The following is a 15,074-nucleotide window of genomic DNA, read 5'->3' as shown; positions in this document are numbered from 1 at the left end:
ACCTTCTGAGGGGCTCTAAATGGGGGCCGCTTTTGCGGCAAAGCCTGCGTCCGACGTGATCACCGGGCGCAGGCTGGTTTTAAAGGCTGATCGCCGTGGCGCTTAGCCTTTGTTGATCGCTTCCATCACAGCTTCGCCAAGGGTGGCGGGGCTGTCAGCGACCACGATACCTGCGGATTTCATCGCTTCGATTTTGGACTCTGCATCGCCTTTGCCGCCTGCCACGATGGCACCAGCGTGACCCATGCGGCGGCCCGGAGGGGCTGTGCGGCCTGCGATAAAGCCTGCGGTGGGTTTCCAGCGGCCTTTTTTCTTTTGCTCGGCGAGGAATTCGGCCGCTTCTTCTTCTGCGGAGCCGCCGATTTCACCGATCATGATGATGGAGGTGGTTTCCGGATCATCAAGGAACATGTCGAGGATATCGAGGTGCTCCGTGCCTTTGATCGGGTCGCCGCCGATGCCCACAGCCGTGGACTGACCCAAACCGAGGTCGGTGGTCTGTTTCACAGCTTCGTAAGTCAGCGTGCCGGAGCGGGACACCACGCCGACGGAGCCGCGACGGTGAATGTGACCCGGCATAATGCCGATTTTGCACGCATCAGGCGTGATCACGCCGGGGCAGTTCGGGCCGATCAGGCGCGAGGTGCTGTCGACGAGTGCACGTTTCACTTTCATCATGTCGAGCACAGGAATGCCCTCGGTGATGCAGATGATCAATTCCATTTCGGCGTCGATCGCCTCAAGGATGGAATCCGCGGCGAAGGGCGGCGGCACGTAGATCACGGTGGCATTGGCTTCGGTCACAGCTTTCGCTTCGTGAACCGAGTTGAACACCGGCAGGTTGAGGTGGCTGGAGCCACCTTTGCCAGGGGTCACGCCGCCGACCATTTTGGTGCCATATGCGATGGCTTGTTCAGAGTGGAAGGTGCCCTGCGAGCCAGTGAAGCCCTGACAGATGACCTTGGTGTTTTCGTTTACAAGAATTGCCATGGGTCTTAGCCTTTCACCGCTTTAACGATTTTCTGCGCGCCGTCTTTGAGGTTGTCGGCGGCAATCACGTTCAAGCCAGAGTTTTTGATGATCTCTTTGCCGAGTTCCACGTTGGTGCCCTCTAAGCGGACAACAAGCGGAACCTGAAGTCCGACTTCTTTCACGGCGGCAATCACGCCCTCCGCGATCACATCACAGCGCATGATGCCGCCGAAGATGTTCACGAGGATGCCTTTGACGTTCGGGTCAGAGGTGATGATTTTGAACGCTTCGGTCACTTTCTCTTTGGTCGCGCCGCCGCCTACGTCGAGGAAGTTGGCAGGCTCTGCGCCGTAGAGTTTGATGATGTCCATCGTGGCCATCGCCAGACCAGCACCGTTCACCATGCAGCCGATTTCACCGTCAAGTGCGATGTAGTTCAGGTCGTGCTGGGAAGCGGCCAGTTCTTTCGGGTCTTCTTCGGTTTCGTCGCGCAGGCCAACGATGTCGGCATGGCGGTACAAAGCGTTGCCGTCGAAACCAGCTTTACAGTCGAGACATTTGATGTCGCCAGCCGGGGTCACGATCAGCGGGTTGATTTCCAGCATCTCCATGTCTTTTTCGACGAAGAGGCGGTACAGGTTCTGGATCAGCTGCGAACACTGTTTGATCTGTTTGCCTTCAAGGCCCAGAGCAAAAGCGACGCGACGACCGTGGAAGCCCTGAAGGCCGGTCGCGGGATCAACAGAGAAGGACAGGATTTTGTCAGGGGTGTTTTCAGCCACCTCTTCGATGTCCATGCCGCCCTCGGTGGAGCAGACGATGGACACGCGGGACGACTGACGATCCACGAGCAGCGCGAGGTAGAGTTCGCGGGCGATGTCGGAGCCATCTTCGATGTAGATGCGGTTGACTTGTTTGCCAGCCGGACCAGTCTGGTGCGTGACCAGAGTGTGGCCGAGCATTGCATTGGCTTCTTTCGCGGCTTCCTCGACGGATTTCGCAAGACGCACGCCGCCTTTTTCGCCAGCGCCAGCTTCTTTAAAGGAGCCTTTGCCGCGACCACCTGCGTGGATCTGCGCTTTGACAACCCAAAGCGGCCCGTCAAGTTCGCCTGCAGCGGTTTTTGCGTCGGCCGCATTCAAAACGACACGACCGTCGGAAACCGGCGCGCCGTATTCCTTGAGAAGGCGTTTGGCCTGATACTCGTGGATGTTCATTAGAGATATCCTCTCCCTGGTTCGATTGGCCCTGACATGACACACCGCCCGGCGCAAACGAAAGGATTTTTCGACCGTTAGCGGTAAATGGCCGATGTTTTTGAAATTTGTGATCACAGCAATAATTCGTGTGATCACAAATTGCATTGCGCGCGGTGATGCAGGGTGGGGAAAAGAATCGACGCAGACCTGTGTTTGCGGATAAAATCGCACGCTGATATTGCGATTGGGGCTGTGCGGACGAAACGAACCACAGTGTGCTTTACAGAAAGTCGTTGATGAAAAAAGCCTTACCAACATGGGCAGTGGTCGCCACCGTGGATGAACCCGCCGTATTGATTGCCGCTTTCGTGCGACATCATTTGGCGCTTGGCGCCTGCGAAGTGCACGTTTTCCTGGATCGAGTGATCCCTGAGGTTGGGCCTTTGGTGGCAGGCATCCGGGGGTGCGTTTTAACACAATGTGATGCGACGTATTGGGCCAAGAGCCGTTTTAAAAAGCGCCCGCCACATCATTTGGCCCGGCAGAAATACAATGCCACTCAAGCCTATGGTCAGACCGATTGCGATTGGCTTTTGCATTGCGATGCAGACGAATTTGTTGTTCAGCCCGAGGCCCTGATTGCTGACTTGGCGACGACGATCGAGGCCCCACACCAGACGCTTCATTTGTCCAATAGCGAGCGCGTTTGGTTGCCCGTTGATCCGGGGCTGTCAATTTTTGAGGGTGGATTTCGTACACCGATGTGGCTGTTCGACGATTTGGCGGCCTCGTTGTTCGGTCCCGCCGCGCGCTATTTGAATAAGGGGATGATGGGCCATTCGATGGGCAAAACCCTCTCGCCTGTCGGGCATGATTTTGAGATCGGGGTCCATCATGCCTTGGATCGCGCAACCGGGGAGCCCGCTATGCGCAGACCTAGCTCTGCGAGGATCTTGCATTTTGACGGGCTGACCCGGCTGCATTTTATCCTGAAAATGCTCAAACGCGCTTATGAGACGCCAAACGGCCCGCGCCCGCGCAAGGGCCATAAACGTATGGCCGCCGTGAGGGCCTTTCGCGAAAAGGCCGCTGAGCCCGCCGAGATTTTTGCGCTGACGCGGGCGCTGAAAGATTTCACCCCGGCGCAGGCCGATTTATACCGGAGTTTGGGGTGTTTGGAGGAGACGCCTTTTGTCCCCCGTGGTTGCGACGGGTTGGACCTTTGCCCTGCCAGCTTTGATGCACAATTGCGCACGGATCATGCGGCATTTTTCGAGCACGTTGGCTTGCGTGATTGGGCAGATGAGGCATTCGGTGGTCCGCTTTGACGCCTGATTGCGCAGGTTCCGTGTGGTTTGGGCGCGACGCTTGCGCGCATTCGCACAGCTTGGAGTCGCGATATATGCCAAAGATCGTGTATGAAGGGGATAAGAGACTCACTTTCGAAACGAATTGGAACGATGATGCGCAGCATTGCAATGAAAGCCGTTTTGGCCGCAACCGTGGCCACCCTATCCGCTCTGTCCGCCGCTCAGGCCGATGATTTTACCATTTCCGTCTATTCCGGCTACCAAACCGCGCCGCATAGCGGCGTGACCGGCAACGATGGGGTGGACGCCTTTGATTTCACCACGGGATGGAAAGGCAAGAGCTTTGAGATGCCGCCCTATTACGGCATCCGTGGCACCTGGTGGGTGCGGGATAATTTCGGCTGGATCGCTGATTTCAACCACACCAAAGTCTATGCCGACGAAGGCGATAAGGCGGCGAACGGGTTTTCGACGCTGGAATTCACTGACGGGCTGAACAACCTGACGGTTGGTCCGATCTGGCGCTGGCCGGGGCTTTGGAACAATGTGACCCCCTATGCAAGCGTCTCCGCCGGGATCGTCATCCCACATGTCGAGGTGGTCACTGCGAATACCAACACCATCGAATATCAGATTGCGGGTCCGACCGTCGCCGTTGTGCTGGGTGCAAGCTACGCGCTCAATGACACATGGGACCTTTTTGGCGAATACAAAGGCACCTATAGCCAAGTCAAAGCGGACCTGAATGGTGGCGGTACATTGGAAACCGACATCATCACCAATGCGCTTAACTTCGGTGTGTCCTATAATTTCTAAGTGATCCTCAGATCAATGTCTCAAGCCGGGTCCGAAAGGGTCCGGCTTTTCCTTTCGCTCAAAGCTCTAATCCGGCTTTGGCGATCAGGGCCGCTTCGCGTGCGCGCAGCATGGCATTGAATGTTGTGGTCGTCAGGTCCAGATCGGCGCAGTTTTGCGGCATGAAAGCTGTGTCATGCAGGACGCCCAGCACGCCCAGAGTTGTGGCTTGCCGCTCGTTCAGGCTTTGAACCCCGTGCACCAGTCGAAAGAGCTCTTTGGGGTTGTCGGCTTTGTTGCGGATATAGCGGTATTGCGCCTCACGTTCCTGCCCGATCTGGCGTTTGGGGCCGGAATAGTCCTCGAAGGCTTTTTTAAGCAATTTCAACGCGTAATGCAGCTCTGTCAGACCATCAAAATGCAACAGCAGCCGGGTCTCTGATTTGATCATCTTGGCCATATCCGCGCCAATGGGGTAATGCACACCCATGGTCCAATCGCGCCCGGTGGGGACGATGGTCTTGCCGGTTCGGTGGCCCGTTAGCCCAAAGTCGAGGAATTTGGCAAACCGGCCATATAGGGCTTTGGCGTCGCTCTCTGTCAGTCCGATTGGGTCGCGAAACGCGCCCTCAAAGATGGTCTCTCCCGGCTCCGTCTCAAGATGGACCCGTTCGCGGTTGCGCAAGACGAGGCCATGCGCACTTTCCTTTCGGTTCAATAGGCTCGACAACGCAGCGCCGTCCGCGATGAATTCATCGACATCGCAATGCAATAGCCAATCGCATTTGGTGGTTTGATACACGCGGGTCGCGTTGAATTTTTGCCGCCCTGTATGGCGCTCTGGGCGACGGCCGTTGTTGACTTTATCCCAATAGGTCTGGTCGCAGGTTGCGAGGATACAGCCCTCAAGCCCATGGAGCAGGGCCTCGGCTTCGGGGTTGGGGCGGTCTAGAAAAATATGGACCTCACGCGCGCCGATGGCCAGATGGTGACGGGCAAAGGCCGCAATCAGCGGCGCGGGCTCATCGGCCAGCGCGGCAATCGCCCAAGACGGTTCACCATGTGTCATCGGTTTGAAACTCCAACAAAAAACCCCGCGCCTCGGGGGAGGCGCGGGGTCAATTTAACAAGCTCTCAAAGGATCAAGCAAGGTTGCTGTCGATGCCTTTGCACGCATCGACGAGACCTTTGACGGCTTCAACCGATTTGTCGAACATGACTTGTTCGTCTTTGGACAGTTTGATGTCGACGACTTTTTCGATGCCGCCGGCGCCGATGATGGTCGGAACGCCAACATACATGCCGTCGAGACCCAGTTCGCCGTCACAATATGCGGCGCAAGGCAGCAAACGCTTTTGGTCTTTCAGGTAGGCTTCGGCCATCTCAATCGCGGAGGTCGCCGGTGCGTAGAAGGCAGAGCCGGTTTTCAGCAAACCAACGATCTCTGCGCCGCCATCACGGGTGCGCTGAATGATTGCGTCGAGTTTTTCCTGAGTGGTCCAACCCATTTCCACCAGATCCGGCAGTGGGATGCCGCCAACGGTGGAGTAGCGGGTGGAGGGGACCATGGTGTCGCCGTGACCGCCCAGAACGAACGCGGTGACGTCTTTCATCGACACACCGAATTCAACCGAGAGGAAGTGACGGAAACGGGCGGAGTCGAGAACGCCGGCCATGCCGCAGACTTTGTTGGCCGGAAGGCCGGAATACTGCTGAAGTGCCCAAACCATCGCGTCGAGCGGGTTGGTGATGCAGATCACGAAAGCGTTCGGCGCATGTTCTTTGATGCCTTCGCCAACGGATTTCATCACTTTCAGGTTGATGCCCAAAAGGTCATCGCGGGACATGCCCGGCTTACGCGGCACACCGGCGGTGACGATGCACACGTCTGCGCCAGCGATGTCGGCGTAATCATTCGTGCCGATCATGGTGGCATCGAATTTTTCGGACGGGCCGGATTCAGCGATGTCGAGCGCTTTGCCCTGCGGGGTCCCTTCGGAGATGTCGAACAAAACGACGTCGCCGAGTTCCTTGATGGCTGCGAGGTGGGCGAGCGTGCCGCCGATTTGACCTGCGCCGATGAGGGCAATCTTGGGTCTGGCCATGGAAAGTCTCCAATCAGTTTGGTGAGATTGGTCGCATGGGTAGCCCTTCACGGGCGTTCACGCAAGGCTGCGCTGCGGCAATGCATTAAGGTTTTCGCTAGCGTTAGCGATAACCACTCTGTAATTTCGAGAAAAATACCCTTTTACCGTCTGGACCTGTCGCATGACGTTTGATCTTCATTTCTTTCTTTTTGCCGTGCCTGCGGTGATTTTTGCAGGTCTGTCAAAGGGCGGATTTGGGTCAGCGGCGGCCTTTGCAGCGACCCCGTTTTTGGCGCTGATTCTCACGCCAGGACAGGCGGTTGGCCTGATGTTGCCGCTGTTGATGGTGATGGATGTGACCGCGATCCGGGTGTTTTGGCGCAAATGGGATGGGGGCGTGGCGCGCAGGCTGATCATCGGTGCTGTGCCGGGGATCGTGATTGGGGCCTTGGTTTATGGCATCGCCAAGCCTGAGGTGTTCAAATTTTTGATCGGTCTCGTGGCTGTGGGCTTTGTCGCCTATCAGGGGGCAAAGGCGAAAGGGTGGATTAAGCCGCCAAAGCGCGCCATTGGTCCGTTTGGCGGCACGGTCTGGGGGGCTGTGACGGGGTTCACCAGTTTCATATCCCATGCCGGTGGCCCGCCCGCGGCCGTTTACATGTTGTCACAACGAATGGACAAAACCACCTATCAAGCGACCTCGGTGTTGGTGTTTTGGGCGATCAACCTGATCAAAGTGGTGCCCTATTCCGTCGTTGGGATTTTCACACCCGAGACGCTCAAGGCCGATCTGATGCTCTTTCCCTTTGCCATTCTCGGCGTGTTGATGGGGGCGTGGCTGCACCATAAAATATCGGATCGCTTCTTCTTCGCTCTGGCCTATGTGTTCTTGGTGGTCACCGGACTGAAATTGATTTGGGAGGCTTTGGGGTAACGCGTTTACGCGTCGTCGCCTTTGGCCTGCGCCACCTCGGCGGTTGTTTCAAACGCCTGACCTGAGGCAATGAGGCAACTCACGCCATTGGGATGAGTCATCAAAAGCGTCCATGTGCCGGTCTCGGTGGAGGCGAAAAGTTCCACGACACCGTTGTTCGGCGCAAGTCCGATGGATTGGCGGCTTTCGCCATATTGGGTGCCGAGCCGCTCAAGCACTTGATCGCGTTGCCCGCAAGAGTTTTGGGCCGTGGCCGGGGCGGGAAAGGTGAAACATCCAAACGCCCCGATCAGAGCGGCAAGAGAGAGCAGTTTCATCGTCTTATCCTTTTCTTACTGGCGGCGTCCGATGGTGAGGATTGGACATCAAGAGAAAATCATGCGGAAATCCTGCCGCAAGAGCGTTGAAAATATGGTTAAGACGCCGGGCTGAGAGGTGATTTGTGATCGGCTCCGAGGGTAAGATTTCTGCACTGCGGAAATTTTGACCTTGCACAAAGGTGCGCTTGTGTGGCCTCTTGCGCAACAATATTGCGGAGGAAAAGAATCAATGTCCCAAGTCACCAATCGCCCTTATCGGTCTGCTCTTTACATCCCTGGCTCGAAAGAACGGGCGCTGGAAAAGGCCAAAGGCCTGGCCTGTGACGCGATCTTGTTTGATCTCGAAGACGCGGTCGCCCCCGAGGAAAAAGAAAACGCCCGTACCCTGCTCAAAGCCACGTTGGCGGCAGGTGGTTATGGCAACCGGGCAAAAATTGTCCGGGTCAACGGCTTTGACACCCAATGGGGCCGTGATGATGTGGCGGCTTTCGTCGGCATGGACATCGACGGCATCCTGTTGCCGAAAGTCGAAAGTGCGGCGATGGTCGAAGCCTTGGCGCAGGCCATTCCAGACGTGCCGCTTTGGGCGATGATGGAAACACCTTTGGGGATGCTGAATGCCGCAGAGATTGCCGCGCATCCGCGCATGGCTGGCTTTGTGATGGGCACCAATGATTTGGCCAAAGAATTGAACACCCGCTTTCGCGCCGACCGCTTGCCGATGATGGGCGGGCTGCATCTGTGCCTCATTGCGGCCAAGGCCTATGGGATTGTTGTCCTTGATGGCGTGTACAATGCGTTCAAGGACGAAGAGGGTTTGAAATTTGAATGCGATCAGGGCCGCGACATGGGCTTTGATGGCAAAACCTTGATCCATCCGGCGCAATTGGACGTGGCCAATGCCGCCTTTGCACCCTCGGATGGCGAGATTGATTTGGCGAAACGTCAGATCGAAGCCTTTGAGGCGGCAGAGGCCGCAGGCGAAGGTGTTGCGGTTGTGGATGGTAAAATCGTGGAGAATCTCCATATCGTAACGGCACGGGCGACCCTCGCCAAAGCCGATGCGATCAAATCAATGGAGTGATCATGACCCTTCTTATTCTCGGGCTGCTGCTGTGGAGCGGCGCCCATCTTTTTAAACGTCTCGCACCTGATGCACGCGCCAAGCTTGGCGACAAGGGCAGGGGGGCTATTGCGATTGCGCTGTTTGCCGCGCTGATCCTGATGGTGCTGGGCTTTCGAAGCTCCGAGACGGTCGATCTTTATGCGCTGCCGTCCTATCTGCGCCATGTGAACAACACGCTGATGATTGTGGCGGTGTTTTTGTTGGCGCTGGGCCATTCCAAAAGCCGTCTGCGTGCCAAAATGCGTCACCCGATGTTGACCTCGGTTGTGGTCTGGGGCGTGGCGCATCTTTTGGTCAATGCTGATGCGGCATCCATCGTACTGTTTGGCGGCATGACTCTTTGGGCCTTGGTGGAAATGGCGCTGATCAACCGGGCGGAGCCGAAACCTGTGCCCTATGCAGGCGGGTCCATGGCCGGTGACATCCGTTTGGTGATCATCAGCCTTGTGGTCTTTGCCGTGATTGCGGGCATCCATATTGCGCTGGGGTACAACCCGTTTGTGGGGACAGTCGCATGAAAGCCTATCGCCTTTTGACCGAGGACGACACATCGGCCTTTTGTCACAAGGTGACAGAGGCATTGAACAAAGGCTGGGCGCTCTACGGATCGCCCTCCTACGCCTATGACGAGAGCACCGGAAAAATGCGCTGTGCGCAGGCGGTGACGAAAGAGGCGGACGGGGACTATAGCCCGGACGTGAAACTGGGAGGACTTTAGGGTGAAAACCAATTCGGGACATTTTTTCGAGGATTATAAGATCGGGCAAGTGATCGAGCACGCTGTGCCGCGCACAATCTCGGGTGGCGAGCGGGCGATGTATCACGCGCTCTACCCGGCGCGTCATGCGCTTTATTCCTCGGATGAATTTGCGGAAAACTGTGGGTTGGACAAAAGCCCGCTGGATGATCTGATTGCCTTCCACGTCGTGTTTGGTAAATCTGTCCCGGATATTTCACTGAATGCTGTCGCCAACCTTGGCTACGCCGAGGGGCGGTGGTTGAAACCGGTTTATCCCGGCGACACGCTACGCTCTGTGTCGGAGGTGATTGGCCTCAAACAGAACTCCAACGGCAAATCCGGTGTCGTCTATGTCCGCACCACCGGGCTCAATCAATTTGATGAGCCGGTGTTGGAATATGTCCGTTGGGTGATGGTGCGCAAACGTGATCTGGACGCGCCTGCGCCCGATACGGTGATCCCGGAGCTGAAGAAAGTTGTTGCGCCCGAGGATTTGAAAATCCCCGAGGGGCTTGATTTCCTGCGCTACAATTTCACGCTGGCGGGGGAGCAGCATCGCTTTGCCGATTATGAGATTGGCGAAAAGATTGATCACGTCGATGGCGTGACGATTGAAGAAGCCGAGCACATGTTGGCGACGCGCCTGTGGCAGAACACCGCCAAAGTGCATTTCGATGCGACCAATCGCGAAGATGGCAAGCGCTTGATTTATGGTGGTCATGTGATTTCCATGGCGCGGGCCTTGTCGTTCAACGGGCTGGCCAATGCGCAGATGATTGTGGGCCTGAATGGTGGCGCTCATGCCAATCCGTGTTTCACCGGGGATACCGTGCGCGCCTATACCGAAGTGCTTGATAAGGCGGAAACCTCTGCGCCGGGTGTGGGCGCGTTGCGCCTGCGTCTTGTGGCCTACAAACACGGCGCGCCGGAGTTTGCCTATAAGGACGAGGCGGGCAAATATCACCCGGATGTTTTGTTGGATCTGGATTACTGGGCGGTTGTGCCGCTGTGATGTGTCGCAATTCTTAATTTTGTGATCGCAAAAAGGGCCGTGCAGGAGATGCGCGGCCCTTTTTCTATCCTTGCTGCCACCGTGAAGCGGATTCGAGGATTTGCTATGCTGAGTAAAACCCTAAGAAAAATGAATTGCCCCATTTTGTGATCACAGCATAAAATTAGTGATCACAAATGCAAAAATCTAAGGGTGAAATGACAAAATTTAGGCGATGTTAGCGCACTCAACTGATGACTTCACTCCAGAAAGGTATCATACCAAAGCCAACCTATAACTGCACCCATCGTGAAAGGACGTCACCATGGCTGATGTGAACCGCGGCAATCGCCCGCTGTCCCCCTTCATGTTCGTCAAATATTATCGGCTTCAAATGACCGCATTTTCCTCGGTCATGGTTCGGATCACAGGCAACGCGCTGATCGCGGCGTCTTTTCTGTGCGTCTGGTGGCTTCTCGCCGCCGCAACTGGCCCTGAGTATTTCGAATTCGTCGATTGGCTGATCCGCTCTTGGGTCGGTGACATCGTGATGTTCCTGTCCGTTTGGGCGCTTTGGTATCACCTCGGTGGTGGCATCCGGCACCTGATCTGGGATGCGGGCTATTGCCTTGATGTCGACGTGTCCGAAAAAATGGGGTGGGCCATGATCATTGGCGCAACCATCCTGACCGTTCTCACCGCTCTTGTGGTCTAAGGAGGCACCCATGTCATTTCTCACAGATCGCAAACTCGCAGTCGGCCTTGGCGCTGCAAAACACGGCGCAGATCACCACTGGTTCATGATCACCTCTTCGATCGGCCTGTTGGTTCTGATCCCGCTGTTCATCTTCACCTTTGGCTGCGCGCTGGGTGGCACCTATGAAGAGGTGCTGGCCTATTACAGCCGCCCATTCCCCTCCATCGTCGCAGGGCTGACCATCATCGTGTCGATGCTACACATGATGCGCGGCTGGCAAATGATGGTCGAGGACTACACCTCCGGATTTTTCCGCAAGTTCCTCGTGATCGGGATGAACTTCTTCTGCTACGCCTTGATCGCAGCAGGCCTGTTCTCCCTCGTGAAACTCGCGCTGTAAGGAAGACCGATATGACCGCTGCATATGAATACGAAACCCACGACTATGACGTCGTTGTTGTTGGTGCGGGTGGCTCTGGCCTGCGCGCCACATTGGGCATGGCCGAACAAGGTCTGCGCACCGCCTGTGTGACCAAAGTGTTCCCGACCCGCTCCCACACGGTTGCGGCACAGGGTGGCATTGCCGCGTCTCTGTCCAACATGGGGCCGGACAACTGGCAATGGCACATGTTCGACACCGTCAAAGGCTCTGACTGGTTGGGCGATACGGATGCGATGGAATACCTCGCCCGCGAAGCCCCCAAAGCGGTCTATGAGCTTGAGCATTACGGCGTGCCGTTTTCGCGCACCGAAGAAGGCAAGATTTACCAGCGCCCCTTCGGCGGCCACACCACCGAATTTGGCGAAGGCCCGCCCGTGCAGCGCACCTGCGCGGCGGCTGACCGCACCGGCCACGCGATCCTGCACACGCTTTATGGCCAGTCTCTGAAAGAGAAAGCCGAGTTCTACGTCGAATATTTCGCCATCGACCTGATCATGTCCGAAGACGGTCAATGTCAGGGTGTGCTGTGTTGGAAACTCGATGACGGTACCTTCCACGTCTTCAATGCCAAAATGGTGGTTCTGGCGACCGGCGGCTATGGCCGCGCGTTCTTCTCCGCCACTTCCGCACACACCTGTACCGGTGACGGCGGCGGCATGGTGGCGCGGGCGGGGCTTGCGCTTCAGGATATGGAATTCGTTCAGTTCCACCCGACCGGCATCTACGGTTCGGGTTGTTTGATCACCGAAGGCGCGCGCGGCGAGGGGGGGTATCTTACCAACTCCGAAGGCGAACGCTTTATGGAACGCTACGCGCCAACCTACAAAGACCTTGCGCCGCGTGACTATGTGTCCCGCTCCATGACCATGGAAATCCGCGAAGGCCGCGGTGTGGGCGAACATAAAGACCACATCTTCCTCAACCTCAGCCACCTTCCACCAGAAGCCTTGGCCGAACGTCTGCCGGGCATTTCCGAATCTGCGAAAATCTTTGCCGGTGTGGATGTGACCAAAGAACCGATCCCGGTTCTGCCGACGGTGCATTACAACATGGGCGGTATCCCCACCAACTATCACGGTGAGGTGCTCAACCCGACCAAAGACGATCCGACCGCGATCGTTCCGGGCCTGATGGCCGTGGGCGAAGCGGGCTGTGCCTCTGTGCATGGTGCGAACCGTCTGGGGTCCAACTCGCTCATCGACCTCGTGGTCTTTGGCCGTGCCGCCGCGATCCGCGCCGGTGGGATCGTTGATCCGAAAACGCCGAACCCGGAGTTGAACCAGGCCTCCATCGACAAGGCGTTTGATCGCTTTGACAGTCTGCGCCACGCCAATGGCAGCATCGCAACCGCCGAGCTGCGCCTTGAGATGCAGCGCACGATGCAATCTGACGCCGCCGTGTTCCGCACCGACAAAACCCTCAAAGAGGGTGTCGAGAAGATGACCGAAGTCGCCGCAAAAATGAACGATCTGAAAGTGACGGATCGCTCCTTGGTGTGGAACTCCGATCTGATGGAAACGTTGGAATTGGCCAACCTGATGCCCAACGCTTTGGCGACCATTCATGGCGCTGAAGCCCGCAAAGAATCCCGTGGGGCGCATGCCCACGAAGATTACCCGGAGCGGGATGACAAAAACTGGCGGATTCACACGATCAGCCGGGTCGAGGGCAACAAGGTTGATCTGAGCTATCGTCCGATCATCGAGACCCCTTTGACCACTGAGGCCGAAGGCGGCATCAGCCTTGCAAAAATCGCGCCCAAAGCGCGGACGTTCTAAGGCGGACGTAGAGCGGTATGGCCCAGATTTTTCCCATAAACGGTTCTGACCCACGGTTGTCCCAACAGGGTGACGGTGGGGCGAACGGTGCGTGTGAAACGACGGGGCCATTGGTCATCCAAATCGGTTTTAACCGCTGCGCGACGTTGACGTTTCATTGCATGATGGAAGCCAACGGCATTCCCGCGCTGCATTGGAAAGAGTCGGACGGGCGGAACATTGCGCAGGTCATGGTCAGCAATATGGCCATGGGGCGCAAGCCTTTGGACGGGTTTGAGGGCATTCGGGTGTTTTCCGATATGGCCTATCTTGATGGCAAAATCATGATTGATGGCGCACGCTTCTTTCGTGCGCTTCATGCCGCCTACCCGGACGCTTACTTTTTGTTCAACACCCGTGACAAAGCGGAGTGGATGTCCTCACGTATGCGCCATGCAAATGGCACATATCTCGCGCGCTGTGCGAAGGTGGCCGGCGTCGATGTGACCGACGTCCCGCGCTTTGGGCGCAGATGTATGACCAACACACGGCAGAGGTCGAAAGCTACTTTGCCACGGCCGAGGCACGCTTTTTGCACTTTGATCTCGACTGCGACAGCCCGCAAAAGATCGCGGACTGGCTCGCACCCGACTTTGAACTGAATATGGCCCATTGGGGCCACCACAACCGGAAGACCCGCGCGCGGGCCCACTTAGGCTAGACCGGCCCTGCGCCGCAAGGAGGACTGAAATGGTTCAATTTAACCTTCCCAAGAATTCTAAAATCGTCACAGGTAAGACCTGGCCGAAGCCTGAGGGCGCGACCAATGTCCGTAAGTTTCAGATCTATCGCTGGAACCCGGATGACGAGAAAAACCCAAGCGTTGACACCTATTTCCTCGATATGGATCGGTGTGGCCCGATGGTTTTGGACGCGCTCATCAAGATCAAGAATGAGATCGACCCGACCCTGACCTTCCGCCGCTCTTGCCGCGAGGGCATCTGTGGCTCCTGTGCGATGAACATCGACGGCATCAACACGCTGGCCTGTATTTACGGTCTGGACGAGATCAAGGGCGATGTTCGCATCTTCCCGCTGCCGCATATGTCGGTGGTCAAAGACCTTATCCCCGATCTGACCCATTTCTACGCCCAACACGCGTCGATCATGCCGTGGCTTGAGACCAAGACCAACCGCCCAGCGAAAGAATGGCGTCAGTCGATTGAAGATCGTAAGAAACTCGATGGCCTGTATGAGTGCGTGATGTGCGCGTCTTGCTCCACATCCTGCCCGTCTTATTGGTGGAATGGCGACAAATATCTCGGTCCAGCTGCGTTGCTTCACGCGTACCGCTGGATCATCGACTCTCGCGATGAGGCCACGGGCGAGCGTCTGGACGAGTTGGAAGATCCGTTCAAACTCTATCGCTGCCACACCATCATGAACTGCGCCAAAACCTGTCCGAAAGGGTTGAACCCGGCCAAAGCCATTGCGCATATCAAAAAGCTTATGCTGGAGCGCGCTCACTGAGCACTGCAAAATAGAGCACGGAATAATCCCGCCTTTTTGGCGGGATTTTCTTTTACTGCCACCACCTTGTGGTTGCGTCCTTGTGATGGGCTATGAGATCAGGCATTTTTGCGATACCGATTGAACGCGGGAGCGCATTTTTGATTTCGTAAAGCTCCAGAGTGAATGTGTATGA

At 56.6% G+C, this 15,074-nt stretch carries 17 protein-coding genes; 12 read left to right on the top strand and 5 right to left on the bottom strand.

Annotation, left to right across the window (positions count from 1 at the left end):
- Positions 1-102: 102 nt before the first annotated feature.
- On the bottom strand, positions 103-990 hold the full coding sequence (sucD, locus tag DA792_RS14160; RefSeq protein ID WP_107720496.1) for a succinate--CoA ligase subunit alpha: 888 nt from the start codon (positions 988-990) through the stop codon (positions 103-105).
- A 5-nt stretch (positions 991-995) separates the two neighbouring features.
- A complete protein-coding gene (sucC, locus tag DA792_RS14155; RefSeq protein WP_107720495.1) occupies positions 996-2,189 on the bottom strand; it encodes an ADP-forming succinate--CoA ligase subunit beta in 1,194 nt (397 codons plus the stop codon).
- 278 nt (positions 2,190-2,467) lie between these two features.
- Between sucC and DA792_RS14150 the strand changes: the two genes are divergently transcribed.
- Positions 2,468-3,499 carry a glycosyltransferase family 2 protein gene (locus DA792_RS14150; protein WP_107720494.1) on the top strand — a complete coding sequence of 344 codons (1,032 nt, stop codon included), beginning with the start codon at positions 2,468-2,470 and terminating at the stop codon, positions 3,497-3,499.
- Between the two features lie 132 nt (positions 3,500-3,631).
- A complete protein-coding gene (locus DA792_RS14145) occupies positions 3,632-4,297 on the top strand; it encodes an outer membrane protein (protein WP_107720493.1) in 666 nt (221 codons plus the stop codon).
- Between the two features lie 58 nt (positions 4,298-4,355).
- On the opposite strand, the gene DA792_RS14140 is transcribed toward DA792_RS14145, so the two are convergent.
- Positions 4,356-5,345 (bottom strand): glycosyltransferase family 2 protein, encoded by a 990-nt coding sequence (locus DA792_RS14140; RefSeq protein ID WP_107720492.1) that lies wholly within the window; start codon positions 5,343-5,345, stop codon positions 4,356-4,358.
- A 73-nt stretch (positions 5,346-5,418) separates the two neighbouring features.
- Positions 5,419-6,381 carry a malate dehydrogenase gene (gene mdh / locus DA792_RS14135; protein ID WP_009573385.1) on the bottom strand — a complete coding sequence of 321 codons (963 nt, stop codon included), beginning with the start codon at positions 6,379-6,381 and terminating at the stop codon, positions 5,419-5,421.
- A gap of 163 nt (positions 6,382-6,544) precedes the next feature.
- Here mdh and DA792_RS14130 point away from each other — a divergent pair, with 163 nt between their 5' ends.
- Positions 6,545-7,297, top strand: a complete 753-nt coding sequence (locus DA792_RS14130; RefSeq protein WP_107720491.1) for a sulfite exporter TauE/SafE family protein — start codon at positions 6,545-6,547, stop codon at positions 7,295-7,297.
- A 5-nt stretch (positions 7,298-7,302) separates the two neighbouring features.
- Here DA792_RS14130 and DA792_RS14125 read toward each other — a convergent pair whose 3' ends face one another.
- Positions 7,303-7,614, bottom strand: a complete 312-nt coding sequence (locus DA792_RS14125; protein WP_107720490.1) for a hypothetical protein — start codon at positions 7,612-7,614, stop codon at positions 7,303-7,305.
- A gap of 232 nt (positions 7,615-7,846) precedes the next feature.
- Between DA792_RS14125 and DA792_RS14120 the strand changes: the two genes are divergently transcribed.
- The 9 genes from DA792_RS14120 (at position 7,847) to DA792_RS14080 (ending at position 14,899) form a co-directional block, all read left to right on the top strand.
- Positions 7,847-8,701 (top strand): HpcH/HpaI aldolase/citrate lyase family protein, encoded by an 855-nt coding sequence (locus DA792_RS14120; protein WP_107720489.1) that lies wholly within the window; start codon positions 7,847-7,849, stop codon positions 8,699-8,701.
- A gap of 2 nt (positions 8,702-8,703) precedes the next feature.
- Positions 8,704-9,261: an NnrU family protein gene (locus DA792_RS14115; protein ID WP_107720488.1), complete on the top strand. Its 558-nt coding sequence runs from the start codon at positions 8,704-8,706 to the stop codon at positions 9,259-9,261.
- On the top strand, positions 9,258-9,461 hold the full coding sequence (locus tag DA792_RS14110; RefSeq protein WP_009573380.1) for a DUF1737 domain-containing protein: 204 nt from the start codon (positions 9,258-9,260) through the stop codon (positions 9,459-9,461). The genes DA792_RS14115 and DA792_RS14110 overlap by 4 nt, the downstream gene beginning before the upstream one ends.
- Position 9,462: 1 nt before the next feature.
- On the top strand, positions 9,463-10,494 hold the full coding sequence (locus DA792_RS14105; RefSeq protein ID WP_107720487.1) for a MaoC family dehydratase: 1,032 nt from the start codon (positions 9,463-9,465) through the stop codon (positions 10,492-10,494).
- Positions 10,495-10,798: 304 nt separating this feature from the next.
- On the top strand, positions 10,799-11,188 hold the full coding sequence (gene sdhC / locus DA792_RS14100) for a succinate dehydrogenase, cytochrome b556 subunit (protein WP_009573378.1): 390 nt from the start codon (positions 10,799-10,801) through the stop codon (positions 11,186-11,188).
- Between the two features lie 10 nt (positions 11,189-11,198).
- A complete protein-coding gene (locus DA792_RS14095) occupies positions 11,199-11,570 on the top strand; it encodes a succinate dehydrogenase, hydrophobic membrane anchor protein (RefSeq protein WP_009573377.1) in 372 nt (123 codons plus the stop codon).
- An 11-nt stretch (positions 11,571-11,581) separates the two neighbouring features.
- On the top strand, positions 11,582-13,390 hold the full coding sequence (gene sdhA, locus DA792_RS14090; protein ID WP_107720486.1) for a succinate dehydrogenase flavoprotein subunit: 1,809 nt from the start codon (positions 11,582-11,584) through the stop codon (positions 13,388-13,390).
- Between the two features lie 17 nt (positions 13,391-13,407).
- Positions 13,408-14,031 carry a sulfotransferase gene (locus tag DA792_RS14085; RefSeq protein WP_107720485.1) on the top strand — a complete coding sequence of 208 codons (624 nt, stop codon included), beginning with the start codon at positions 13,408-13,410 and terminating at the stop codon, positions 14,029-14,031.
- 88 nt (positions 14,032-14,119) lie between these two features.
- The gene (locus DA792_RS14080; RefSeq protein ID WP_009573375.1) at positions 14,120-14,899 is read left to right on the top strand and encodes a succinate dehydrogenase iron-sulfur subunit; all 780 of its coding nucleotides are present in this window, start codon (positions 14,120-14,122) and stop codon (positions 14,897-14,899) included.
- The last annotated feature ends 175 nt before the right edge of the window (positions 14,900-15,074 follow it).

It is taken from the genome of Celeribacter baekdonensis (assembly GCF_003047105.1).
In the GTDB taxonomy this organism is placed as follows: domain Bacteria; phylum Pseudomonadota; class Alphaproteobacteria; order Rhodobacterales; family Rhodobacteraceae; genus Celeribacter; species Celeribacter baekdonensis_B.
Note: the sequence above shows the minus strand (reverse complement) of the source record. Positions and strands in the feature narration are given on the sequence as shown.

What these genes read in the sequence shown, in the direction of transcription:
- DA792_RS14080 (WP_009573375.1), top strand. Translation starts at nt 14,120, where the DNA reads ATGGTTCAATTTAACCTTCCCAAGAATTCTAAAATCGTCACAGGTAAG.
- DA792_RS14140 (WP_107720492.1), bottom strand. Translation starts at nt 5,345, where the DNA reads ATGACACATGGTGAACCGTCTTGGGCGATTGCCGCGCTGGCCGATGAG.
- DA792_RS14130 (WP_107720491.1), top strand. Translation starts at nt 6,545, where the DNA reads ATGACGTTTGATCTTCATTTCTTTCTTTTTGCCGTGCCTGCGGTGATT.
- DA792_RS14110 (WP_009573380.1), top strand. Translation starts at nt 9,258, where the DNA reads ATGAAAGCCTATCGCCTTTTGACCGAGGACGACACATCGGCCTTTTGT.
- sucD (WP_107720496.1), bottom strand. Translation starts at nt 990, where the DNA reads ATGGCAATTCTTGTAAACGAAAACACCAAGGTCATCTGTCAGGGCTTC.
- DA792_RS14150 (WP_107720494.1), top strand. Translation starts at nt 2,468, where the DNA reads ATGAAAAAAGCCTTACCAACATGGGCAGTGGTCGCCACCGTGGATGAA.
- DA792_RS14120 (WP_107720489.1), top strand. Translation starts at nt 7,847, where the DNA reads ATGTCCCAAGTCACCAATCGCCCTTATCGGTCTGCTCTTTACATCCCT.
- DA792_RS14145 (WP_107720493.1), top strand. Translation starts at nt 3,632, where the DNA reads ATGATGCGCAGCATTGCAATGAAAGCCGTTTTGGCCGCAACCGTGGCC.
- DA792_RS14095 (WP_009573377.1), top strand. Translation starts at nt 11,199, where the DNA reads ATGTCATTTCTCACAGATCGCAAACTCGCAGTCGGCCTTGGCGCTGCA.
- DA792_RS14115 (WP_107720488.1), top strand. Translation starts at nt 8,704, where the DNA reads ATGACCCTTCTTATTCTCGGGCTGCTGCTGTGGAGCGGCGCCCATCTT.
- DA792_RS14085 (WP_107720485.1), top strand. Translation starts at nt 13,408, where the DNA reads ATGGCCCAGATTTTTCCCATAAACGGTTCTGACCCACGGTTGTCCCAA.
- sucC (WP_107720495.1), bottom strand. Translation starts at nt 2,189, where the DNA reads ATGAACATCCACGAGTATCAGGCCAAACGCCTTCTCAAGGAATACGGC.
- sdhC (WP_009573378.1), top strand. Translation starts at nt 10,799, where the DNA reads ATGGCTGATGTGAACCGCGGCAATCGCCCGCTGTCCCCCTTCATGTTC.
- mdh (WP_009573385.1), bottom strand. Translation starts at nt 6,381, where the DNA reads ATGGCCAGACCCAAGATTGCCCTCATCGGCGCAGGTCAAATCGGCGGC.
- DA792_RS14125 (WP_107720490.1), bottom strand. Translation starts at nt 7,614, where the DNA reads ATGAAACTGCTCTCTCTTGCCGCTCTGATCGGGGCGTTTGGATGTTTC.
- sdhA (WP_107720486.1), top strand. Translation starts at nt 11,582, where the DNA reads ATGACCGCTGCATATGAATACGAAACCCACGACTATGACGTCGTTGTT.